General features: G+C 41.4%; 25 protein-coding genes. 10 read left to right on the plus strand and 15 right to left on the minus strand.

Translation table 11 applies throughout. The features are described 5' to 3' along the window. The first annotated feature begins 49 nt into the window (after positions 1 to 49). The 3 genes from ytrH (at position 50) to M2353_RS13560 (ending at position 1,186) form a co-directional block, all read left to right on the plus strand. Positions 50 to 391, plus strand: a complete 342-nt coding sequence (ytrH, locus tag M2353_RS13550; protein ID WP_007501717.1) for a sporulation membrane protein YtrH — start codon at positions 50 to 52, stop codon at positions 389 to 391. Next, the gene (gene ytrI / locus M2353_RS13555) at positions 388 to 891 is read left to right on the plus strand and encodes a sporulation membrane protein YtrI (protein ID WP_007501718.1); all 504 of its coding nucleotides are present in this window, start codon (positions 388 to 390) and stop codon (positions 889 to 891) included. Before ytrH ends, ytrI begins: the two co-directional genes overlap by 4 nt. A 109-nt stretch (positions 892 to 1,000) precedes the next feature. Further along, positions 1,001 to 1,186 (plus strand): YtzJ family protein, encoded by a 186-nt coding sequence (locus tag M2353_RS13560; protein ID WP_008346082.1) that lies wholly within the window; start codon positions 1,001 to 1,003, stop codon positions 1,184 to 1,186. Between the two features lie 49 nt (positions 1,187 to 1,235). Here the strand turns inward: M2353_RS13560 and M2353_RS13565 are convergent, their stop codons facing one another. Continuing rightward, entirely contained in the window at positions 1,236 to 2,177 is a 942-nt protein-coding gene (locus tag M2353_RS13565; protein ID WP_025207776.1) for a DHH family phosphoesterase, read from the minus strand. A gap of 147 nt (positions 2,178 to 2,324) precedes the next feature. On the opposite strand from M2353_RS13565, the gene M2353_RS13570 reads away from it, so the two are divergent. Beyond that, positions 2,325 to 2,627 (plus strand): YtpI family protein, encoded by a 303-nt coding sequence (locus M2353_RS13570; RefSeq protein WP_003216665.1) that lies wholly within the window; start codon positions 2,325 to 2,327, stop codon positions 2,625 to 2,627. 201 nt (positions 2,628 to 2,828) lie between these two features. Here M2353_RS13570 and M2353_RS13575 read toward each other — a convergent pair whose 3' ends face one another. From M2353_RS13575 to sppA, 14 genes are all read right to left on the minus strand, one after another. Next, entirely contained in the window at positions 2,829 to 4,151 is a 1,323-nt protein-coding gene (locus M2353_RS13575) for a CBS domain-containing protein (RefSeq protein WP_017358275.1), read from the minus strand. Positions 4,152 to 4,295: 144 nt separating this feature from the next. After that, on the minus strand, positions 4,296 to 4,979 hold the full coding sequence (locus M2353_RS13580) for a metal-dependent hydrolase (RefSeq protein WP_035391153.1): 684 nt from the start codon (positions 4,977 to 4,979) through the stop codon (positions 4,296 to 4,298). 66 nt (positions 4,980 to 5,045) lie between these two features. Beyond that, entirely contained in the window at positions 5,046 to 5,801 is a 756-nt protein-coding gene (locus M2353_RS13585) for an SDR family oxidoreductase (RefSeq protein WP_008343153.1), read from the minus strand. Positions 5,802 to 5,896: 95 nt separating this feature from the next. Then, positions 5,897 to 6,802: a phosphotransferase gene (locus M2353_RS13590; RefSeq protein ID WP_284725574.1), complete on the minus strand. Its 906-nt coding sequence runs from the start codon at positions 6,800 to 6,802 to the stop codon at positions 5,897 to 5,899. Positions 6,803 to 6,920: 118 nt separating this feature from the next. After that, positions 6,921 to 8,294 carry an argininosuccinate lyase gene (argH, locus tag M2353_RS13595; protein ID WP_008343150.1) on the minus strand — a complete coding sequence of 458 codons (1,374 nt, stop codon included), beginning with the start codon at positions 8,292 to 8,294 and terminating at the stop codon, positions 6,921 to 6,923. After that, a complete protein-coding gene (locus M2353_RS13600; RefSeq protein ID WP_017358278.1) occupies positions 8,291 to 9,502 on the minus strand; it encodes an argininosuccinate synthase in 1,212 nt (403 codons plus the stop codon). The genes argH and M2353_RS13600 overlap by 4 nt, the downstream gene beginning before the upstream one ends. A 174-nt stretch (positions 9,503 to 9,676) precedes the next feature. Continuing rightward, entirely contained in the window at positions 9,677 to 10,192 is a 516-nt protein-coding gene (locus M2353_RS13605; protein WP_061419888.1) for a MogA/MoaB family molybdenum cofactor biosynthesis protein, read from the minus strand. A gap of 99 nt (positions 10,193 to 10,291) precedes the next feature. Then, positions 10,292 to 11,476 carry an acetate kinase gene (locus M2353_RS13610; protein ID WP_024718669.1) on the minus strand — a complete coding sequence of 395 codons (1,185 nt, stop codon included), beginning with the start codon at positions 11,474 to 11,476 and terminating at the stop codon, positions 10,292 to 10,294. A gap of 229 nt (positions 11,477 to 11,705) precedes the next feature. Then, entirely contained in the window at positions 11,706 to 12,680 is a 975-nt protein-coding gene (locus M2353_RS13615) for a class I SAM-dependent methyltransferase (RefSeq protein WP_226650676.1), read from the minus strand. A gap of 88 nt (positions 12,681 to 12,768) precedes the next feature. After that, positions 12,769 to 13,269 carry a thiol peroxidase gene (gene tpx, locus M2353_RS13620; RefSeq protein ID WP_284725575.1) on the minus strand — a complete coding sequence of 167 codons (501 nt, stop codon included), beginning with the start codon at positions 13,267 to 13,269 and terminating at the stop codon, positions 12,769 to 12,771. Positions 13,270 to 13,380: 111 nt separating this feature from the next. Beyond that, positions 13,381 to 13,833 carry a GerW family sporulation protein gene (ytfJ, locus tag M2353_RS13625; protein ID WP_007501733.1) on the minus strand — a complete coding sequence of 151 codons (453 nt, stop codon included), beginning with the start codon at positions 13,831 to 13,833 and terminating at the stop codon, positions 13,381 to 13,383. A 14-nt stretch (positions 13,834 to 13,847) separates the two neighbouring features. Continuing rightward, on the minus strand, positions 13,848 to 14,555 hold the full coding sequence (locus M2353_RS13630) for a DUF2953 domain-containing protein (RefSeq protein ID WP_034647385.1): 708 nt from the start codon (positions 14,553 to 14,555) through the stop codon (positions 13,848 to 13,850). Positions 14,556 to 14,656: 101 nt separating this feature from the next. Further along, entirely contained in the window at positions 14,657 to 15,181 is a 525-nt protein-coding gene (locus tag M2353_RS13635) for an RDD family protein (RefSeq protein ID WP_284725576.1), read from the minus strand. Positions 15,182 to 15,195: 14 nt separating this feature from the next. Further along, complete coding sequence (gene sppA, locus M2353_RS13640; protein ID WP_024718673.1) at positions 15,196 to 16,197, minus strand: signal peptide peptidase SppA; 1,002 nt, start codon at positions 16,195 to 16,197, stop codon at positions 15,196 to 15,198. A gap of 448 nt (positions 16,198 to 16,645) precedes the next feature. Between sppA and M2353_RS13645 the strand changes: the two genes are divergently transcribed. The 6 genes from M2353_RS13645 (at position 16,646) to M2353_RS13670 (ending at position 23,360) form a co-directional block, all read left to right on the plus strand. Next, positions 16,646 to 17,449: an NAD kinase gene (locus M2353_RS13645; protein ID WP_008343132.1), complete on the plus strand. Its 804-nt coding sequence runs from the start codon at positions 16,646 to 16,648 to the stop codon at positions 17,447 to 17,449. A gap of 265 nt (positions 17,450 to 17,714) precedes the next feature. Continuing rightward, complete coding sequence (locus tag M2353_RS13650) at positions 17,715 to 19,157, plus strand: DEAD/DEAH box helicase (protein ID WP_284725577.1); 1,443 nt, start codon at positions 17,715 to 17,717, stop codon at positions 19,155 to 19,157. Between the two features lie 189 nt (positions 19,158 to 19,346). After that, entirely contained in the window at positions 19,347 to 20,402 is a 1,056-nt protein-coding gene (gene desA / locus M2353_RS13655) for a Delta(5) desaturase DesA (RefSeq protein ID WP_169056760.1), read from the plus strand. A gap of 114 nt (positions 20,403 to 20,516) precedes the next feature. Beyond that, on the plus strand, positions 20,517 to 21,653 hold the full coding sequence (locus M2353_RS13660; protein ID WP_284725578.1) for a sensor histidine kinase: 1,137 nt from the start codon (positions 20,517 to 20,519) through the stop codon (positions 21,651 to 21,653). Then, positions 21,650 to 22,249, plus strand: a complete 600-nt coding sequence (locus tag M2353_RS13665; RefSeq protein WP_007501749.1) for a response regulator transcription factor — start codon at positions 21,650 to 21,652, stop codon at positions 22,247 to 22,249. Before M2353_RS13660 ends, M2353_RS13665 begins: the two co-directional genes overlap by 4 nt. 190 nt (positions 22,250 to 22,439) lie before the next feature. Further along, positions 22,440 to 23,360 (plus strand): iron-hydroxamate ABC transporter substrate-binding protein, encoded by a 921-nt coding sequence (locus tag M2353_RS13670; protein ID WP_041506723.1) that lies wholly within the window; start codon positions 22,440 to 22,442, stop codon positions 23,358 to 23,360. Positions 23,361 to 23,386: the final 26 nt, after the last annotated feature.

Raw genomic sequence — 23,386 nt, forward strand, 5'->3', positions numbered from 1 at the left:
CATACTTGTCCAGCATTCGCCATATATTGAATAGAGTGAGGTGGGAAAAATGGATGTGAAGGAAGCCTTTATTCCAAACTTTATTAGCTGTTATTTTATCGCACTAGGGGTTATTTTGGGCGGTGCCATTATAGGCGGGGTAGGTGCATATTTATCTGGTCAGCCACCGCTATCAATTATTTCAAGTCTTGCCAACCGCTTAAAAATTTGGGCACTTGTTGCGGCAATCGGTGGAACTTTTGATGCGGTCTATAGTTTTGAAAGAGGGATTTTCGAAGGGAACACACGTGATATTTTCAAGCAGATCTTGCTCATTATCTCTGCTATGGGCGGTGCGCAAACGGGGTATCTCCTGATTACATGGCTCACTCAGGAGCATGTGTCATCATGAGGGTGCCTGAGCTGTATAAACGTCCAGGCTGGCAGCGTTTTTTTGCTGGGATGATGTTCGGCGCAATTATCAGCTGGCTGATTTTTCTCTTTACGTATGGCACCTTTCAGGAGAAGCAGGTGACACTGCTCAGAAGCCAGCAGCACCATATGGACAGTCTGAAAGAACAAATCACACTCTATCGGGAAGATTTGCATAAATTAAATGAAGACAATAAGCAGCGTCTGCTTATTCAGAGCGTAGACGTTCACCTCGTCAACCGTGAGCAGTACAAAATCCCGGAGCCAGATACCTTGAAATTTGAAGATCAGGTGAAAGAAGATATCTCAGAGGTGATCACAAAGGATATTGAAAGTGTCTATAAAACAAAAGAGCTCTTAAAACGGACCGTGGAAAATAAAGAATATACGATTAGAGAAAAGGCATACCGGGCCAAAGTCACCGAACTGACCATCTATACAAAGCTTTCGCTTGAAGTGCGTATTTCCTTTGCTGAATAATAGATGATGTGGAATTTTTATGAATTTCTGCACTCAATGATCGCTTTTCACTTGTTATTTTTATACACTAAAAGAAGAACGAGATGATTATAAGAAAGAGGTGAGAACAATGGAGGTTTACAGCTATCGTCAAATGGCACGAGACAAAGCAAGCCGGATTAAAGACGGCATGTGTGCTTATGCTGAGACAGAAATGATGGCCCATTTAATTAAAAAAGAATTAAAGCATCAAAATCTCCAAGCCTATGAAGATTCAACTGACATCGGCTGCTGGTTTATCCCTGTATCCAAGTAACCCTTTTCTCAAAGCTCAAAAAAAGAGAGGGGGACTTGAAGCCCCTCTCTCACGATGATGATTTACATACTTCTTCTAAATCACGCAAAATCTCATCTGCAACTGCCCAATCATATATGGACGCACCGGCTGCAAGCGGGTGACCTCCGCCATGATATTTTTTAGCAATGGTGTTAATGACGACGCCTTTTGAGCGGAATCTCACACGAATCTGATCGTTCTCTTCCACAAAAAAGACCCATGCCTTAATCCCTGCAATATTTCCAAGTGTCCCAACAAGCTGTGAGGCTTGCTGCGCTGTTGTTTGGAACGACTCCAAAATGTCACGTTTAATAAAAACAGAAGCTACGCCATTCTCTGATAAAGAGATATGTTGAAAAATATAGCCATTTAATTTCACGACATTCAAATCTGTCTCATACAATTGATTGAAAAGGTCTGATGATGAAAACGGATATTCGATGAGTTCACCCGCATATTTGAGTGTCTTTTTCGTTGTGTTTGGGAAAAGGAAACGGCCTGTGTCTCCTACAATGCCGGCATAAATGAGTTCTGCCGCCTTTGTATTCAGCTGATATCCTTCTTCTTTCCCCTCTAAATACAGCTCATAAATCATTTCACTGACAGAGCTTGCTTCTGTATCAACCCAAAGCAAATCACCATACGGATCTTCATTCGGATGATGATCAATTTTCATCAGCTTATCGCCCATTGAATAGCGCTGATCATCAATTCTTGCTTGATTCGCAGTGTCACAGACAATGACAAGGGCACCTTTGTACACTTCATCCGGCACGTCATCTAATTCATATAAAAATGAAAGGGATGGCTCAGGGGTTCCTGTTGCATAAATATTTTTTTCTGGATAGGTGGCACGCAAGATTTCCGTAAGGCCGCACTGCGATCCATAGGCGTCTGGATCGGGTCTTACATGTCTATGAATGATGATGGTGTCATATAATGATATGGTTCTAATCAGTTCTTTTTTCATAAATACTCCTTCTTATGCGATACTCTTTTTATTATTAAATCATAATCTACCCAGACAGAAAAGTGAGGAATAGACAATTTATTCTAGTAAGCAAGCCTATTTACGTTTAAAATAGGGTTGTAACCACTTACAATGGAGGCTTGGCACATGCTTGTTTTGATTGTGTTTATTATTTGTTCTGCCATGTTTTATTTATACTACAAAGCAAAGAATGTCCGTACGAACCGGCCGGTCGAAAAGAAATTCTGGTCTGCCAAATCAAGTATGGCACTTGGCTGCTTTGTCCTGCTCTTCGGTGTGAATCAATTATTTTTAAACCGCTCGTCACTCGCATTTGTCATTGGGTTTATTTTTGTTGCAGTTGGTATCGGCAGTACATGGGCCGGATATAAAGCCTATAAGCACTATCTTCCGCTCTTTTTAAAGGAAGGCGAAAAAGACCACGCATAATAGAGAAAGGGCTAAAATGAACTTGATTTTAGCCCTTTCTCTTCTTTTCAGCGTGTTAGAAAACCTTTGCAGTCTAGGAAGGACAGCTACTTTTACGGAGCGAATTTGTCATTCGTGAGCACCAGCACGCAGGACTGATAAAGAATACGAGGGTTTGTTTACACGCTGAAAGGGCGCATTCATGCCGCCCTTTTTTGCCATTTATCCTCTCTCCATCAGCTGCACCATCAACATCGCTTTGCCTACAATATTTGACTGATGGTAAACTTCCACTTCCAGCTTTCCAAACTTGCGCCCAACTTCTAAAATATTCGGTTTGATCTGTATCGTGGATTCCATTTGAACTGGTTTTAAGAAATAGACAGAAAGACTTTCTACAATTAGTTCACCTTTTTTATGAGACTTTAAGAAGCGGTTGGCTGATTCGATTAAAATTTGTGTAAACACACCGTACGAAATATTGCCGAGCTGATTTGTCATTTGTGGTGAGACTTCATATTGGTACACCGCATCTGTTTTTGGTTTTTCTGTCTCAGTCTCCTTAAACCCTCGTGACACGACATCATCCAACTTTTCACCGACCTGCGGCTGCTTTTGAATCATTTGCAGCGCCTTCAGCACGTCCTGACGGCTAATCATCCCAATCAGCTTCGCATGATCATTTACCACTGGCAGTACCTCAATACCTTCCCACACCATCATTTGTGCAGCTGAAGCGACAGATGTTTTGCCAATAACGGTCAGCGGATTTTTTGTCATCACCTTTTCAATCGGTGTAGAACGGTCATGGCCTGCAATATCCTTTGAGGTCAAAATGCCGTGAATTTTCATTTGATCGTCTGCTACCGGGAACCGGCCGTGCCCAGTTTCATAATTCTTTTCATACCATTTCTCAAGTTTGTCTTCTGGCGATAAATAGACGGTCCGTTCTATCGGCGTTAAAATATCCTCCACAAGCACAATTTCTTTTTTAATCAACTGGTCATAAATGGCCCGGTTAATGAGAGCCGCTACGGTAAATGTATCGTAGCTTGTTGATAAAATGGGCAGCTCAAGCTCATCTGCGAGCTGAATAATTTCATCATCTGTTGAGAATCCGCCCGTGACCAGCACAGCCGCTCCCGCCTCTAATGCTTGCCGGTGAGCATTGATTCGGTTTCCGACGATTAACAGGTTGCCTGCTGCTGTGTATCGCATCATCGCATCCAGTTCCATTGCACCGATGACAAATTTATTTAACGTTTTATGTAAGCCGGCTCGTCCGCCAAGTACCTGACCATCAATGACATTGACGACTTCCGCATATGTCAGCTTTTCAATATTTTCTTTTTTCTTCTGTTCAATTCGAATGGTACCGACTCGTTCAATGGTGCTCACGAACCCTTTATTTTCAGCATCCTTAATAGCCCGGTAAGCCGTGCCTTCACTGACTTTCATTTCTTTCGCTATACGCCGGACAGAAATTTTCTCTCCGACATCCAATGAATCAATATACGATAAAATTTGCTCATGCTTTGTCGCCAATCCCGTTCACCCTTTTTGTTTTCAGCGTTTTCATCTATATTTCATTATAAAGGCAGGAGGCTTTTAATAGCAATTTGTCTTTTACACGAGCACGATACAGGCAAATAAAAAAGCCGGTAGAGTGCCGGCTTTTGTTTATCATGATTAAATGTCGATGGATTCTCCGCTGTTTAATACGTGACCCACGCCGCCATGCAAGCTGTCTGCAAACGCGTGAGGATCTTGCTCAATCGGCGGGAATGTACTGTAATGAATTGGTACGACTTGTTTTGCACGAAGCCATTCTGCTGCGATTCTCGCATCGTCTGGTCCCATTGTGAAGTTATCACCTATTGGCAGGAAGGCGAGCTCAATATGATTCAGCTCCCCAATGAGTTTCATATCCGAGAAGAGAGCCGTGTCTCCAGCATGATAAATTGTTTTGCCTTCAGCAGTAAATAAAATACCGGATGGCATCCCTGTATACGTAATCGTTTTGGATTCTTCATCAATGACCGCTGAGCCATGGAACGCTTGCGTCAGCTTGACTTTACCAAATTCAAATTCACGTCCGCCGCCAATAGAAAGCGGGTGTGTTTTCACCCCTTGCCAGCCTAAATAAGTGGCAAGTTCGAATGGCGCAATCACGAGTGCGTCATTGTTTTTAGCGATTTCAATCGTGTCTCCGACGTGATCTCCATGCCCGTGCGTGAGCAAAATCACATCTGCTTTGACATCTTGCGGTTTGATATCCGTGTGCTTATTTCCATTTAAAAATGGATCAATCCAAATATGGTATCCGTTTGTTTCAATGTGTACAACTGAATGTCCATGATATGTAGCTTTCATGTAAATATATCCACCTTTCGAATTTGATCTCATTTTGTCTATTCCCTCTATAAAAAGCTGAAAAACTTAGTGCCTGTGAATTACATTAAGACCACCTGTTGCTTCAATGACGGTTCCTGTAATGAGGTCTGAACGGTCATCACATAGAAATGAAATGATACGACCGATATCCTCACCTGTCCCAGACCGACCAATCGGTGTTTCATCGTCTTTTATCTGACGTGCTTCCTCTATCGTTGATTCTTTCATGTCTCCAACGATTTTGCCTGGACACACCATATTAGCGGTGATGCCGTTTTCTGCTTCTTCAATCGCAATGGTTTTCGTCAATGACGCAAGACCCACTTTTGCCGCTCCGAAAGCTGATCTGTGCATCCAGCCTGGCGCATGGTCTGCTCCTTGGAAGCCATATGTGATAATCCGGCCAAAGCCTTGTTTTCTCATCATAGGGATCACCATTCGGAACAAATGGAACACTGCGGATAGGTTGCCTTCCATCATTTGATACCATTCGTCTTCAGAGTAATCCGCGAGTTTTTTTCGTTCAAAAATATAAGGTCCAGCATTATTGATCAAGGCATCAATCCGCCCAAATCGCTCTGCTGCCAGCTCGACCATGTTTTTTAAATCTTCTTTGTTTGTCACATCGCCTTGGACAAATTGAAGCTTTTCTTCGTATTCTTGCAGTTCTTCTTTCATCTGCCGGACAGCTTCATCATCACTTCGATAATTGACTGTCACAGAATACCCCATATTCAGTAAAGACTCGGTGACTTTCCTGCCAAGTCCTTTAGAACCCGCTGTTATTAATGCGTGTCGCACACAATCTCCTCCTAAAGCAAAGGTTGCAAGTTCATGTGTTTCTTTTGTTATCTTTACTTTACTATAAACCGGCTCCCTTCGCACTTTTGAACCCTTTAACAGTGAGGGGAAAAACGTATAGGGTGATTCATCCACTTTTTCATATCCCATGAGCCATGGATATCGAGAAGCAGCGAAACAAACCGATAGCATTCTCTCACCTCATGAAGCTGGCGAGGAAGCGGGCAAATCTCTTCATAGCCCAATTGAACAGCTTGTGTAGCTTCTTTTGTCAAAAGATATTCTAGTGCAATCAAATCAAACGCAGCTGGTCCAAATACAACATATTCCGTATCAACTAGACTCGTCACTTGATCATCGTCTTCAATATATTGCGATGGGTCTAAATCAATTAAAATGAGACTGGCTGCATCAGGAGGACTTAGCTTTTCAAGCTTTTGCTGCACCTTTTCTGCATAATTCTGATATTCAGGCTGATCAGCGTAATAGTGGCTGATGAGTTTGGAAACTGCCTTTTTTAACAGCGCATGGAATTCTCTCAAATGTCTCTTTTCTCCCCCGTATACTGCACCGAAAAAATTTGTTTGATATGAATGAAGATGCGCTAGTTTCCTCCCGTAATCCCTATAGAATTGTGCTGAACGGCCCTCAAAAGATGTTAAAGGGATTCCTTCTACTTTTTCCATGACATAAAAGTGTTTCCCCGCCTTCTTCACTTTACGAACAACTTTCGGAATATGAAAGGAATTCGTATGAGCCAGCTTTTCATTGATTTCATCAAGATGCTCCTGTACAGTACGGGCATCTACTCCATAAATCATGTTGATCCCATACACAAATTCACTTTCTTCTTTTGCAGTTTTAGGAGATTTCACTACATATTCCGTCTGGTCTTGTAAGGAAATCAGCCACACATCATTAGCCCGGCCGTCGTATGGTTCTCCTAACGTTTTCACTGATACGATAGGCTGATCAAACAAAGCCTGAAGCGTTTTCTTCATGAACTGTTGTCACTCCTTATTCAGCTTGACACTGGTATGCTTTCATTTTCTCCAGTGAAGATCAATCTCCTTTTTCCCATGAAAAAAACCATCCGTATAAACGAATGGTTTTGGCGAATTATGCTAGGCAGGCTTTTGCTTTTTCTAAAGCGAGCTGAATTTGTTTGAATCCAGTTCCACCTGCACTTGTTCTTTTTTCAACAGCAACATACGGATCAAGAACAGTGTAAATGTCTTGTTCAAAGAGGCCGCTTGCTTCTGTAAATGTTTCAAATGGAAGGTCACTTAAATAGATGCCTTTTTGAATGCATGTATACACAAGCTTCCCAACGATTTCGTGTGCTTCACGGAATGGCATACCTTTTTTCGCAAGGTAGTCAGCCACTTCGGTCGCATTTGAGAAATCTTCTTTTGTTGCTTTTTTCATGACATCTTCGTTCACTGTCATCGTTTGAATCATGCCTGTGAAGATTTGCAGGCTGCCAGCGATCGTTTTCACCGTATCAAACATGCCTTCTTTATCTTCTTGCAAGTCTTTGTTATACGTAAGCGGTAAGCCTTTCATAATCGTGAGCAGCCCCATCAGGTTGCCATATACCCTGCCTGTTTTTCCGCGGATCAATTCAGCCATATCCGGGTTTTTCTTTTGCGGCATCATGCTGCTGCCTGTTGCGTACGTGTCATCAAGTTCAATGAATTTGAATTCTTGAGAGCACCATAAAATGATTTCTTCACAAAGACGTGAGAGGTGCATCATCACAAGACTGCTATTAGACAAGAACTCTAAAATGAAATCACGATCACTCACACCATCAAGGCTGTTCTCGTAAATATGGTCAAAGCCCAGAAGCTCTGCTGTATATTCACGATCAATCGGGAATGTCGTTCCTGCTAACGCCCCGCATCCAAGTGGTGACACATTAATCCGCTTCAATGAATCTTGAAAACGCGCTTTGTCCCGCTCAAGCATCCAAAAGTAGGCGAGCATATGATGAGCAAAGGAGATAGGCTGTGCACGCTGTAAGTGCGTATATCCTGGAAAAATCGTTTCAACGTGCTGTTCAGCTTTTTCTACAAGCACTGTTTGAAAAGAAGAGATCAGCTCAATGATATGCTCTACTTGGTTATTCAAATATAAATGCATATCGGTTGCGACCTGATCATTCCGGCTTCTCGCTGTGTGCAATTTGCCACCAAGCGGACCAATCTCATCAATGAGCATTTTTTCAAGGTTTAAATGAATGTCCTCATAATCTACTGAGAAATCGAGTTCATCCGCCTCTGCCTTTTTCATGAGCGTATTCAGTCCGTCTTTGATTGCAGCGGCCTCCTCATCACCGATGATACCGCATTTATTCAGCATACTTGCATGGGCAAGGGAGCCGGTCAGATCTTCTTTGACTAATTGTTTGTCGAAATGAATGGATGCACCAAACTCATCGACCCATTTTTCTGGTGTTTTTTGAAATCGGCCTCCCCAAAGCTTTTTCATGCTTTAACCTGCTCCTTTTTGTTCACGATGCTGTTTACTTTTGTTGGTAAGCCCCAAAGGTTAATAAATCCTACAGCTGCATCATGATCGAATTCATCTGCTTTTGTGTAAGTTGCTAGATTTTCATCATAAAGTGAATATGGTGATTTACGTCCTTCTACAATGGCATGGCCTTTAAATAGTTTCACACGTACAACACCTGTTACGTTCTTTTGCGTTTCTTGTAAGAATGCATCTAGTGCTCCTTTAAGTGGTGAGAACCATAAGCCGTTGTATATTAATTCGGCCATTTTTTGTTCAACGATTGGCTTAAAGTGTGCTACTTCTTTGACAAGCGTTAAGTCTTCAAGTTCTTTGTGTGCTTTTAACAATGTAACTGCACCTGGGCACTCATACACTTCACGAGATTTGATTCCAACAAGACGGTTTTCCACATGATCGATTCTGCCTACACCATGCTGGCCAGCAACTTCATTTAAATGAAGGATCAGATCAGATAATGAATACTGGATTCCGTCAATGGCTGTTGGTTTTCCTTTTTCAAACGTGATTTCAATGATTTCAGGTGTGTCAGGTGTTTTTTCAAGTGGATTTGTCAGATCATAAGCACCTTCTGGCGGCGCTGCCCAAGGATCTTCTAAAATACCACATTCGTTACTTCTGCCCCAAAGGTTTTGGTCAATTGAATATGGGCTGTCTAAGTTAATCGGAATTGGAATACCGTGCTTTTGTGCATAGTCGATTTCTTCATCACGAGACCATTTCCATTCACGCACTGGTGCAAGAACTTCTAGGTCTGGATTCAATGCTTTGATTGATACTTCAAAACGAACTTGGTCGTTTCCTTTACCTGTACATCCGTGTGCAACGGCTACGGCATTTTCTTTCTCTGCGACTTCCACTAACTTTTTGGCAATGAGCGGACGAGATAGTGCAGACACGAGTGGATATTTCCCTTCGTACATCGTGTGTGCTTGCAGTGCAGCAAGTGCAAATTCTTCAGCAAACTCTTCTTTTGCGTCGATCATGTAAGATTGAACAGCTCCGACTTGAAGTGCTTTTTGTTGTACGAATGCTAAATCTTTTCCTTCACCTACGTCCAGGCAGCAAGCAACAACTTCGTAACCTTGCTCCTGTAACCATTTAACTGCAACAGAGGTATCAAGACCTCCGGAATATGCTAATACGACTTTTTTATTTTGTGACATGTTTGAAAAGCTCCTCTCGCTTGTTTTGATTCTGTGAATGTTTTTTTGCATAAAAATAAGTTTTAATTTATAAACATGCATTTAGTATGTATACACTGTAACAAGGAAAAATTGTTTTTTCAACCCCTTTATGAAAAAAACTCTGCCAAATTTTCTTGGCAGAGTCATTTTGGGCTATTTTTGATCTTTTTCAAGCTCTCGCAAGACATGAGGAAGCTCTGGAATAATGAGTTTGGTCATGGCTAACCGAACTGCTCCGGTAGAGCCTGGCGTGGCAAAAACGGCTTTTTGGTTAATCACCCCTGCCGTCGCTCTAGATAAGATAGCGGCTGATCCAATATCTTCTGTATAGCTCAGCATGCGAAAAATTTCTCCAAAGCCCGGCATCTCTTTTGAGAAAAGAGGAGTAATGGATTCAATCGTGACGTCCCTTGCTGCAATACCAGTTCCCCCGTTTAACAAGACGGCATCAATCTTCGCTTCACTTGTTCCTTCTAAAACGGCATCTTGAATCGCTCCAATGTGATCTTTCACAATATCGTATGCAAGAATAAGGTGCCCTTGTTCTTTGAGCAAATCAATCATCAGACGGCCGCTTTTATCTGTTTCTTTTGTCCTTGTATCACTGACGGTAATGACTTTTACATGAAGCCTCGTTTTCGCTTCGCGTTTATGTTCTTCGACGCTCATATCTTCACACCGCTCCTTTCATATTGCCTCACATTATAGCATGCTGATTTCAATAGAAAAAAGCCCTTTTCCGCTGAGGAAAAGAGCTTCAAAAGGATGTTACGCTAAACGCATAACGTCTCTTGCAATCATAACTTCTTCGTTCGTTGGAATCACGATCACTTTTACAGGAGAGTGCGGGTAGCTGATGAATGCTTCTTCGCCTCTCATGTTGTTAAGAGATGGATCCCAATATACGCCCATGAATTCTAGACCACGAAGTACACGCGCTCTCACTTCTGAGCTGTTTTCACCGATTCCAGCTGTGAAGATGATGGCATCTACACCATTCATTCTCGCTGCATAAGAACCGATGTATTTATGAATACGGCTTGCAAAAATATCTAGTGCTACTTCAGCACGGTCGTTTCCTTCTTCTGTCGCTTCTTCGATATCACGAAGGTCACTTGAAAGACCAGACACACCTAAAAGACCACTCTTCTTATTCAAAGTAGAAAGTACTTCTTCAGCTGTATGTCCTGTTTTCTCCATAATAAATGGAATAAGGGCAGGGTCAATGTTACCTGAACGTGTTCCCATTGCAACACCCGCAAGTGGTGTGAAGCCCATTGACGTATCGATTGATTTTCCGCCTTCAACTGCTGCGATACTTGCACCATTTCCAAGGTGGCAAGAAATCAAACGAAGCTCTTCAAGAGGACGGCCTAATAGCTCTGCTGCACGCTCTGTTACGAACTTATGGCTTGTCCCGTGGAATCCGTATTTACGAATACCAAAGTTTTTGTAGTAGTCGTACGGAAGGCTGTATAGGTAAGACTGCTCTGGCATTGTTTGGTGGAACGCTGTATCGAACACAGCAATCGCTGGTACGTCAGGCAGAATTTGTTTGAATGCTTTGATTCCTACAACGTTTGCAGGGTTGTGAAGTGGTGCAAGCTCTGAAAGCTGATCAATGTCTTTGATGACTTCATCTGTTAAAACAACAGAATCGCTGAATTTTTCTCCGCCGTGAACGACGCGGTGTCCTACGCCATCAATTTCATTAAAGTCTTTGATGATGTTAAATTCAATTAGTTTTTCAAGCAGCATTTTAACCGCTACTGCATGATCTGGAATATCTGTGACTTCTGTTTTCTTTTCTCCATCTACAGAAATCGTGAAGATACTGTTGTCCATTCCGATTCTTTCAACAAGACCTTTTGTTAAAACGGTTTCTTCTGGCATGTCGAACAATTGGAATTTAAGAGATGAGCTTCCTGCGTTGATTGCAATAATTTTGGACATTACTGTCGCTCCTTTTACTCAGTTGTTATATAAAATTTCACGTTTTTTCGGTGCTATATTCAACCTGTTTGAACGGGTCTTTTATAGTTTAACGATAAGTCCGAAAAATATCTGACTTTTTCATTTAAACATTGAAAACTTTGCATTTCAAGTACACCTTCGAACTGTTACCGCTTACATCAATAAGTCGTTATTTTCTGAATAATAAAATAGCCAGACATCACTCTGGCTATTCTTTCGTTTCTTTTTCTTCTATAAACCATTGGTCTAATTTTCTCATGACGCCAACCATCGCTTCCTTCTGTGAGAAAGATGGCAGATTGGCAAATAGCATACGTTTCGGTGCTTCGAGCCCCTCTTTTTTCTTTTGCATCACAAATAAGCTTTTGGCATGCTTTTTGTCTTTGAACATAGAGACTGGCAGCTGAATTAACGCATTCATATATGCATGTTCTTTGATGAAATCCTTTAATTGTACGCTTTCTTTTCCTTCAAACAAATCATTTGGAATGATGAAGAATAAGAAGCCGCCTTCTTTCGTATAACGAAGACTTTGCTCAATGAATAAATAATGCGCAAAGGAATGACCTTCTTTTGCCTTTAATTCATAGTCTTTAGCGCGCTCATCATTTGGATAAAACCCGACAGGAAGACTACATACAGCAACATCTGCTGGTGAGATAAGAAGCGGCTCTAAGCTGTCCTGGTGGAATAGCTCTACTTCTTTTTCTTCTAAGTTCGCTTGTGCCCACGCAATTTTAATGAGCACGTCATCAATTTCAGAGGCAAAACCGCGTGTTGTTTCTGCTGTTACATTGTTGAGGACCGCAAGCAGTAAATTCCCTGTTCCCGCTGCTGGATCAAAGACAACCAGCTCTTTTTGTCCTTCTAAAAATTTATTGACCAAATAGCTGACAAACAGACCAATTGTATCAGGTGTCATCTGCCGGTTTGGATGTGAAATATCCTTTTGTCCTTTTAATACGGCGAGCTGAAACGCTTTACGAATCTGCTCATGATCATAAGAGGTGAAATCTGCTTTCTCTATTAAATCTTTTAGTAAACCGTTTCGATCATTTGCCTGGAAAAAGGCTTCTCCTGCTTCTGCCAATGCTTCAATATAGGAAATGTTCTGTTCCTTTTTTAAACGAATTGAAGCTGTATCGAGCAGCTCAAAAATCGTACTCACTTGATCTTTCTGCAATGCTTTTCTCTCCTCGCTTTGTTAAAAGCTATATGTTCTCATTGAAAAGAGCCCCAGTATGAAGCCGGAGCTCTTGTCGATGCTGCTTTTATAACAGTGATTTCGCAGCCTCAATGGCTTTTTCATAATTTGGATGATTGGTTGCTTCGCTTACGTACTCAGTGTAAACCACTTTTCCGCTTGGGTCTAATACGAAGACCGCACGCGCCAATAAACGCAATTCTTTCATATATAAACCAAACGCTTCACCAAATGACATATTTCTATGATCAGATAATGTTTCGACATTTTCAATTCCGTTTGCTCCGCACCAGCGTGCTTGTGCAAATGGTAGGTCTGCACTAATGGTATAGATATTGACCGGACCTAAACCGGCTGCCTCTTCATTGAAACGTCTTGTTTGTGCGTCACACACACCTGTATCAATAGAAGGAATCACTGAGATAATCGTCACTTTTCCTGTTAAATCAGAAAGTGAAACTTCCCCTAGTGAGTTCGTTAATACCGTGAAATCTGGAGCCTGCTCGCCTACTTTCACTTCATTTCCTACAAGCGTTACTGGGCTCCCTTTAAATGTGATCGATGCCAAAACAATTCCTCCCTTATCAAATGTATGGTTCTATCATAGTAGAGAAAGCAAAAAACTGCAAAGCCTAATCGTCCATTTTGAAAAAAAGTTAACTGCAGGGCAGCTAACTTTTTAAAGGTCTATGTCATCTAGTTTTCGTTCTTTGTGACGATGCTCCCGTTCATCCTTCTTAAACATGTGCTGAAGACGTTCAATTGCTTGAGGAGCAGAATCCAATATTTTATCGAGCAGATGTGTGTGTTCATCCAAATGAAGCATTCGTACGCCATTTGTTCCCACAATTAAAAAGGCGATTGGTGTAATCGATACTCCCCCACCGCTTCCGCCTCCAAATGGGAGTCTCGGTTCTTTCCGTTCTTGTTCATCAGACCGTTTTTCTTTCTTTTGGTTACCGTTGAATTCACTGCCGCCGGCTGCAAATCCAAAACCAACCTTTGACACAGTGAGAATGACACTGCCGTCAGGGGTTTCGACTGGATCGCCGATGATCGTGTTCACATCAATCATTTCTTTTAAGTTTTCCATCGCTGTCTTCATCAGACCTTGGATTGGATGATCTGCCATGTTCGGGTTCCTCCTTAAACAGATGATTCATTCTTCGTTGCTTGAAGAGAGGCATTTTTTCTCGCCTTTCTCCCTTTTAACCAATGGACAAGTAATCGAATGGCTGCAAGCATAGCATGTCCAATCCGAAAATAAGCTATACATGCAAAGTGTGTCTGTGATACTTTGTGCTGAAAAGCGGGAATCACTTCATAGACGGGTTTGTGCTTAAAGGTGAGGTGCTCCTGCATAAAGGCAAGAAGTGCTCCTTTGACTGACCACACACCACCGGCTGCTACACCTGTTAAAGCTGCGTCATGAAAACCAATCCATGTGGACCAGTGAAATGAGACGATTTTTATATGAATGAAAAACGTTCGCATGATCCGGTTTAGATCGACAATTTCTTTTGTAATACGCTCCATTTGATGAAGGATCTCCTTTACATCACGTTTTCCCACTTTTTTATGCATGGTTTCTTTTTCTTGATTAGGCGTTTTGGTGCTGGCCATTTTCTTTTCACGAATATCAATCGTTTGATCTTCCGTATTCACTTTCACCATCGGAATGTCTTTCTTCAGTCTGACGATTCCATATAAGGTGATGATCTTCACCGCAATATGGTCATTGTCATTTGCATGTGAATAGTCCAGTGAAATGGTCACTTTCATAAAGATCAATAAGATCACAAGGAACAAAAAAGCTGCAATCCAAACGTACAGCACTGTGCTCACTTCCTCCATAACAAATGATGCTTCCTCTACGATTATGGCTCTCCTTCTGGATTTTATACCCAATCACCAAAAAAAAGAGTTTGACCGGTACCCGGCCAAACTCTCTTTGATTATGCGTTTGATTCTGTTTTTTCATATAAATGTTCATGAACAACCACTGTATCTGCAAAGTAGTCATGAACCCCTTGCTTTTTCGGCGTGAACCCAACCACAGCATAGAGAACAAAAAGCGTATTAATATATCGCCCCACAATTTCTCTAAAGAAAATGACATCCCATGACAGCTTCTTCTCCGGCTGAAGTGAGACGACTTTGATTCCAAACACCATCTTTCCAAGTGTTTGTTGGAAAACCTTCGTCATGATCGCAAAATAAAGCAGAAAGACAATTGTGGTTGTGACGGAAAATGGGGAAAACCAGCCTCCACCTTTTGACCAGCCAAAGAGACTAAAGATTGGAGAAACCGTCAAATGGTTAATACCCCATACGACGAGCCAATCTAGGATAAATGCCCAGAATCTAATCCAGAAACCTGCAAAGGCCTGCGCTTCAATTGAAGTGCGCTTCGCAAGAGTCGGCCTTGATTCTCCCTCTTGGCTGCGACTTTCCGTTACTTCATCGAATGTAGAATCCATCTATGATCCCTCCTTTATTTTGAATAGAGATACATCGGTTTAGACCCATTTGAGCCAGCCAGTGTTTCTTTTAAGTTCAGAAAATCAATTTCGCTTTTAAAGAGCTTACTTGCACTCATATTGAAAAGAGAGTTCCAGCCGAAGCTTTGAGAATAGCTGATCACTGTCGCTCCTTTTAACCCTTTTTCATTTTTCTTCATTGCTTTTAGAGCATCTTCATAGTACCCAAGCTCATCCACTAATCCGTTCGATTTCGCCTGTGTTCCGTCATAGATTCGGCCGTCAGCAATTTTCTTGACGTCCTGCTTAGACATGCCACGTCCTTCTGAGATGACTTTCACAAAGCCTTCATAAGAGTTGTCAACCATGCTTTGCATGATGTCTCGCTCATCTTTTGTCATATCACGATTTGGGGACATGATGTCTTTGAATTTTCCACTTTTAATGGTTTCATATTTGATGCCTAAATTATCTGCCAGCTTTGCATAATTCAAACTTTGCATGATGACCCCGAGAGACCCTGTTAACGTTTCAGGTGAAGCAAAGATTTTTTTCGCTGGAGTGGATACATAATAGCCGCCAGAAGCCGCCATTGAACCCATGGAAACATAAATTGGCTTCTTCGCTTTCTTTACTTCTTCTAATTTTTTATGTATTTCAGCACTTTCATAGACACCGCCGCCAGGAGAGTTGACGCGCAGCAAGACACCTTTCACAGACGCATCGTCTTTTGCTTTATCTAATTCTTTTAAGAACGCACGATGATCATATGCTTCCCCGCCTAGAAGGCTGGATGCACCGCCGTTATCTTGAATCGTGCCATTAATCTCAAGTACAGCAATTTTACTCGCACCGCTGCCATCTTCTAGTACCTTTTCTTCGATTTCGTCCCCGAATTGATAGCTCATCTTATTATCATTGAAGCTTTCATACAAGGCCGTCGTGATACTAATCACAATCGAAAAGCCGAAAACACCAAGTGCAATGATTAAGGCTACCCATCTTTTCGCATTCATTTCTTTCTCCTCCTTTTTGTCTCACTTCGTTCATACGAATACACACATGAAATGTTTCACAGGAACTGTGGTTTTTTTACATTTCATTTCAACATATGATAGCACCGATGTGAAATGACGATCAACTTTACATCTTCTATCATTTGCTCATCATGACGAAAAATTGGTAATTTTTTCCTCTCCCTACATCTAATAGATCAGATCATCTCCACAACGAAACGCCCAGACCTCTCTATCCTCCAAAATGAGCTATTAAATTATGCTCAAAGTCAGCGTTGTCTAATCACTTACAATGACTCATTTCTCAAATGGAAGCCTCTATCATGATGAAGCGTCTTTCTAATATTTTTACTTTCATATGAAAAAAGTGTAAAATGTGAGCAAGGGTTTTCTATGTAAGCCCTTTACTACTCGAAATCTATTTTTGACAACAAAGGGGAGAACGTCAATGACAGACAATCGTCGCAATGTATTTTTCTTTTACAAAAAAGATCATGAATTGGATGGACACATTTCTTCTCTGGAGAAGCTCGCTACCGATCAAGGCTTTCACGTCGTAAAGCGTGCAGAAGATGCCCATATCATTGCTTCAATTGGCGGAGATGGTACATTTCTTCAAGCGGTTCGCAAAACGAACTTCCGGGATGACTGCTTGTATGTAGGGGTATCAAAAACAGAGAATTCGCACCTATACTGCGATTTTTCGTTAGAACATTTTGATAAAATGATTGATGCCATGAACACTGAACAGATTGAAGTGAGAAAATATCCGATCATCGATGTAAGCGTTGACAGTACTAACCAGTTCCATTGCTTAAACGAACTGTCGATCCGCTCTAGCATCATTAAAACATTTGTCATCGATGTGTATATAGATGATTTCCATTTTGAGACCTTTAGAGGCGACGGGATGATTATTTCTACTCCAACCGGTTCAACGGCCTACAATAAATCGGTCAACGGCGCCGTGGTGGATCCGATGCTTCCGTGTATGCAAGTAACCGAGCTGGCATCGCTGAATAACAACTCATACCGTACACTTGGAGCTCCTTTCATTTTAAGCAGTGACCGCAAGCTGACACTAAAGGTTGTTCAGGACGGTAACGACCATCCGATTATCGGTCTTGATAACGAAGCGCTAGGTACAAAACATGTCAAACAAATTGATATTGGCCTTTCTGGTAAAGTGATCAAAACGGTCAAATTAAAAGATAACTCCTATTGGGAAAAAGTAAAACGCAGATTCCTTTAATCAAAAAGCTCCTTTAAGGGGCTTTTGTTTTCTTTTCAGCGTGATAGAAAACCTTTGAAGTCTAGGAAGAGTGAGCACCGGAACGGAGCGAATTTGACATTCGTGAGTACCGGAGCGCAAATCTGACACCGAATGCGAGGGTTTGTCTACACGCTGAAAGCTCCTTTACGGGGCTTTTTTTCATGCCTTTTCATTCAAGGTCATGGTGTCTTTGAAAAGATATGGTATGATGTCACAAGTATACATGTACGAAAAGGAGAACACGATGCCATTACAACATTTTGATCAATATCCATTAAGCGATGAATTGAAACAAGCGCTAGAAGCGCTTCATTTCCATACACCTACACCCGTCCAGCACGAGACATTATCCGTTGCTTTTTCAAAACAGGATCTGATCGTCAAATCTCAAACTGGCAGCGGCAAGACGGCAGCCTATGGTCTGCCGATTTGTGAAATGGTCGATTGGGCTGAAAATAAACCTCAAGCCCTCATCCTCGTCCCAACAAGAGAACTTGCCATGCAGGTCAAACAGGATCTGACCAGCCTCGGACGATTTAAACGAATCAAAGCGGCCGCCATTTATGGAAAAGCTCCATTTCAAGCACAAAAAATAGAGCTTGCACAAAAAAACCACATTGTGTGCGGAACACCGGGACGAGTCTTGGATCACCTTGAGAAAGGGACACTTTCTTTAGACAATCTGTCATTTTTCGTGTTAGATGAAGCAGACGAAATGCTGAACATGGGATTTATTGATCAAGTCTCTTCTATTATTCAGCATCTGCCGCCAAAGCGGATGTCGATGTTATTTTCAGCGACGATGTCTGATGAAATGAAGGATTTGAGTGAGCAGTTTTTACAATCGCCAAAAGTGATAGAGATTGCTCGGGAGGAAACGACGAAGCAGCATATCACCCACACCTTGATTGAAACCGAGGAAGAAGGCAAGTTTTCATTACTTCAACGAACAATTGTCATTGAAAATCCAGATAGCTGTATTATTTTTTGCAATACGCAGGAGCGAGTGAATGAGCTGACGATGAAGCTGGATGAGTGGGATGTTCCTTGCGATAAGATTCATGGCGGGATGAGGCAGGAAGACCGCTTTGCTGTCATGGATGAATTCAAAAACGGAGAATTCCGTTATTTGATCGCAACAGATATTGCAGCCCGAGGAATTGATGTCAGTGATATGACACATGTCATTCATTACGACTTGCCATATGAAAAAGAACGCTATATTCATCGGACCGGAAGAACTGGCAGAGCGGGTAAAAGCGGGAAAACGATTGCGTTTATGACAAGGCACGGGCAGCCGCTCATTGAAGAATTAAAAGAGGAAGCTGGTATTCATTTTCAGACTCAGCCTTATCCTACAAAAGAAGAAGCAGAGCAGCACGTGGCAAGCTTTGAAGAGAAGATTGAAACCCCTATTCAAAAGGAAAATAAACAGGCCGGCGTAGAGAAGGATATTATGAAGCTGTATTTTAACGGCGGGAAGAAAAAGAAACTCCGGGCTGTGGATTTCGTTGGAACGATCGCCAAAATAGAAGGCGTTGCTTTTGATGACATTGGGATTATTACCATTCAGGAAACGAAAACATATGTAGATATTTTAAATGGCAAAGGCCCTCTTGTGCTAAATGCCATGCGCCACACAACGATTAAAGGCAAGCAGTTAAAAGTACATGAAGCACGTGCATAAAAAGTGAAGGCTAAGCGCCTTTACTTTTTTTATTTAAAATAAAATAAGCTTACAACCCTTGAACCATCAGCCTTTCCCGCGTCCAACATGACAAATGTCATATTGAATACATGATGGGTGCTACTATGAGCATGACACCTTTCCTTCTATACTTTGAAGTAGAAAGAAACGGAAAGGACTTGAACGTTCATGACGACTTCAACAAACACACAGCAGCAAGCCACTTTAAGAAAACAAGTTGGCCAATTCTCTGGTGCTAATTCGAAAAAAAGTATCATTCAACTCTTTAATACATTCATTCCATTTTTGGGGCTTTGGTTTCTTGCCTATTATAGCCTGAACATCTCCTACCTTTTAACCCTCTTCTTTGCGGTGATTGCAGCTGGTTTTTTAGTACGTGTCTTTATTATTTTTCACGACTGCTGCCATCAATCCTTTTTTAAACAGAAGCCGCTGAATCACCTGTTCGGTTTTGTAACGGGCGTACTCACCCTTTTCCCTTATCTTCAATGGCAAAGAGATCATTCAATTCACCATGCCACAAGCAGTAATCTAGACAAACGAGGTACTGGCGACATTTGGCTCCTGACAGTCAAAGAATATCAAGAAGCATCAGCTTGGACGAAGTTTCGCTACAGATTTTACCGTAATCCTTTTGTGATGTTTATTTTAGGACCGATCTTTGTTTTTCTTTTAAAAAACCGTTTCAACGTCAAAAATGCTCGTAAAAAAGAGCGCTGGAACACGTATTTCACAAACGTGAGCATCATTGCACTAGCAGCTGCAACGTGTCTTCTTTTTGGCTGGCAGGAGTTCCTGCTTGTCCAAGGTCCAATCTTCCTGATCTCAGGATCAATCGGCGTATGGCTGTTTTATGTGCAGCATACATTTGAAGATTCTTACTTTGAAGAAGATGAACATTGGAATTATGTGCAGGCGGCAGTAGAAGGCAGTTCTTTTTACAAATTGCCAAAGCTTCTTCAATGGTTAACAGGCAATATCGGCTATCACCATGTTCATCATTTAAGTCCGAGGGTACCGAATTATCACTTGGAGCATGCACATGATCATAGTGAGCCGCTTCAAAATGTTCCAACCATCACTTTAAAAACAAGTATCGAATCAATGAAATTTAGACTTTGGGATGAAGAAACGAAAGCATTCGTTACCTTTAAAGAAGCACGGCAATCTAAGAAGATGCCCGCACCTGTCATTAAAGGAGACATTCTGAAGAAAAATGCATAATTGGTGCAAGCTCTTTCTTACTCTAGAAGGAGCTTGTTGCCATTTACAGGATGCAACCGTAAGTTGAATTTGATAAAGTAAGGAAAGAACGAAAACGGAAAAGGTGGCACACGGATGAAAAAACAGTTTAAAATTCAAAAATTGCATGGGATTTCCCCCTATATATGGGCCATTTTTTTCATCCTGCCCTTCTATTTTATTTTAAAGACGCCTACGACTTTAGGTATTGTCATTGGCATTATTTTGAACGTGGTTTTTTTCGGAGTGTATCGTTTTGCCTTTGTCGCAAAAGGCTGGTCTTTATATGTCTTCGGTCTTTTATTGATTGCGATTTCTACAGGCTATGTGATGCTCTACAGCTACATTTATTTTGCTTTTTGTATCGCCTATTTCAATGGGCACATTAAAAGAAAAGTCCCTTTTTATATCTTATACTATATTCATCTAGGGAGCGCCGCCGTAGCAGTGAACTTTAGCTTGATTTTAAAAAAGGGATGGTTTCTCACACAAATTCCTTTTGTTGTGATCACACTTATTAGTGCCATTCTGCTCCCTCTCAGCATTCGAAGCCGAAAAGAACGTGAACGCCTTGAAGAGAAATTAGAAAATGCCAATGAACGGATCGCCGATCTTGTCAAACTTGAAGAAAGACAGCGCATTGCTCGTGACCTGCATGATACACTTGGACAAAAACTCTCTCTTATTGGTTTAAAGAGTGACCTTGCCCGTAAGCTCGTGTATAAAGATCCTGAACAGGCTCGTGCCGAACTAAAGAGTGTTCAGCAGACAGCTAGAACGTCTCTAAATGAAGTGCGGAAAATTGTTTCTTCCATGAAAGGCATTCGGATCAAAGATGAGATATTGAACATCAAGCAAATCCTTGAAGCCGCCGATATTGACATGATTTATGATGAAAAGGAAGCGCCGAAACACGTCTCTCTTCTGAACGAAAACATTGTGAGCATGTGCATTAAAGAAGCCGTAACGAATGTCGTCAAACATAGCGATGCCACTGTCTGTCAAATCACCATTCATCAAAAGTCAAAGGAAGTTGTCATTACAGTTGAGGATAACGGCACATTTAAAGGCGGTGATCCATCCTCTCAAACAAAGGGACATGGCCTTTTAGGGATTAGAGAAAGATTGGAATTTGCAAATGGACGCCTGCACATTGAAACAAAAGACGGGACGAAGCTGATCATGAGTATTCCAAATGATTCAGCAGCGAAAGATAAGGAGGAAATAAAATGATTAACATCTTTATCGCAGAGGATCAGCAAATGCTGCTCGGTGCTCTTGGATCGCTTCTTGATTTAGAAGACGATATGACGGTTGTTGGAAAAGGCACAAACGGCCAGGACGCCATTGATTTTGCTCAAAAACATCCGGTCGATATTTGTTTAATGGATATTGAAATGCCCGGGAAATCTGGTCTCGATGCCGCTGAAGAACTCAAAAAGTCTGATGTGAAGATCATCATTTTAACAACCTTTGCCCGTTCTGGCTATTTTCAAAGAGCACTGAAAGCTGGCGTTAGCGGCTACATGTTAAAAGACAGCCCAAGCGAAGATTTGGCAAGTGCCATCCGCAGCGTGATGAAAGGGAAAAAGGTGTACGCCCCTGAATTAATGGAAGACTTGTACAGCGACGAAAATCCTTTAACTGAACGAGAAAAGTCTGTTCTAGAACTCGTCGCAGACGGAAAAAACACAAAAGAAATCGCCAAGGAACTCAGCATAAAAAGCGGCACTGTGCGAAACTACATATCCGTTATTTTAGATAAACTAGAAGTCAAAAACCGAATTGAAGCCATCACTCGTTCCAAAGAAAAAGGCTGGTTTAAATAAGAAAAAAGATCAGGTCATACACTGCCTTGATCTTTTTTTCTTTCTATCATTATTCCTCTATCCACTGCTAAAATATCATTGACAACAAACCTCACTTCTATGGTATGATATCTGAGTGATAATAATTATCATTATCACTCATACAACCAAATACACGGCTGATGTGCCGATTTCAAAGGAGTTTACATTCATGAAGAAAATATTGTTCCCTCTGATGCTCATCTTCGTACTTGCGTTGAGCGCATGTGGCAATAGCAGCAACTCTTCCTCAAATAAAGGAAAGCAATCAACGTCATCAGACACGATTACATATCAATCTGAAAATGGACCTGTGAAGCTGCCAGCAAATCCAAAACGTGTTGTTGTTCTCGCCTCTTATACAGGAAATGTCTTGTCACTTGGTGTGAACCTTGTGGGCGTTGACTCTTGGTCAAAAAAGAATCCACGTTTCCAAAAGAAATTAAAAAATGTGGAAGAAGTATCCGATGAAAATGTAGAAAAAATCATGAAGCTAAAGCCTGATGTCATCATCGGTTTAAGCGGTGCAAAAAATGTAGAAAAACTGAAAAAAATCGCCCCTACCGTTTTATTCACGTATAACAAAGTCGATTACCTTCAGCAGCATATTGAAATTGGAAAAGTCTTAAACAAAGAAAAAGAAGCAAAAGCATGGGTCAAGGATTTCAAACAGCGTGCAGCTGAAGCTGGCAAAGAAATCAAAGCAAAAATTGGTGAAGATGCAACCGTATCTGTCTTTGAAAGCGGCACAAAAGATCTTTACGTCTTTGGAGATGCGTGGGGACGCGGAACAGAAATCCTCTACCAAGCAATGAAACTAAAAATGCCGGAAAAAGTAAAAGAAAAAGCATTAAAAGCTGGCTATTATGCGGTATCACAAGAGGTCATCCCTGAATTTGCCGGAGACTATATGATCATTAGCAAAAACAGCGAGATGGACAATTCCTATCAAAACAGTGAAATCTATAAGTCTATTCCTGCTGTGAAAAAACATCGTGTGTATGAAGCAAATGCGGAAGAGTTTTACTTTAATGACCCACTCACACTTGAATATCAATTATCATTCTTTAAAAAGCACTTTTTAGGTAAATAAACCGAAGCAAGGGATCTCTTCCCTTG

The organism is Bacillus aerius (genome assembly GCF_029894105.1).
Lineage (GTDB): Bacteria > Bacillota > Bacilli > Bacillales > Bacillaceae > Bacillus > Bacillus altitudinis.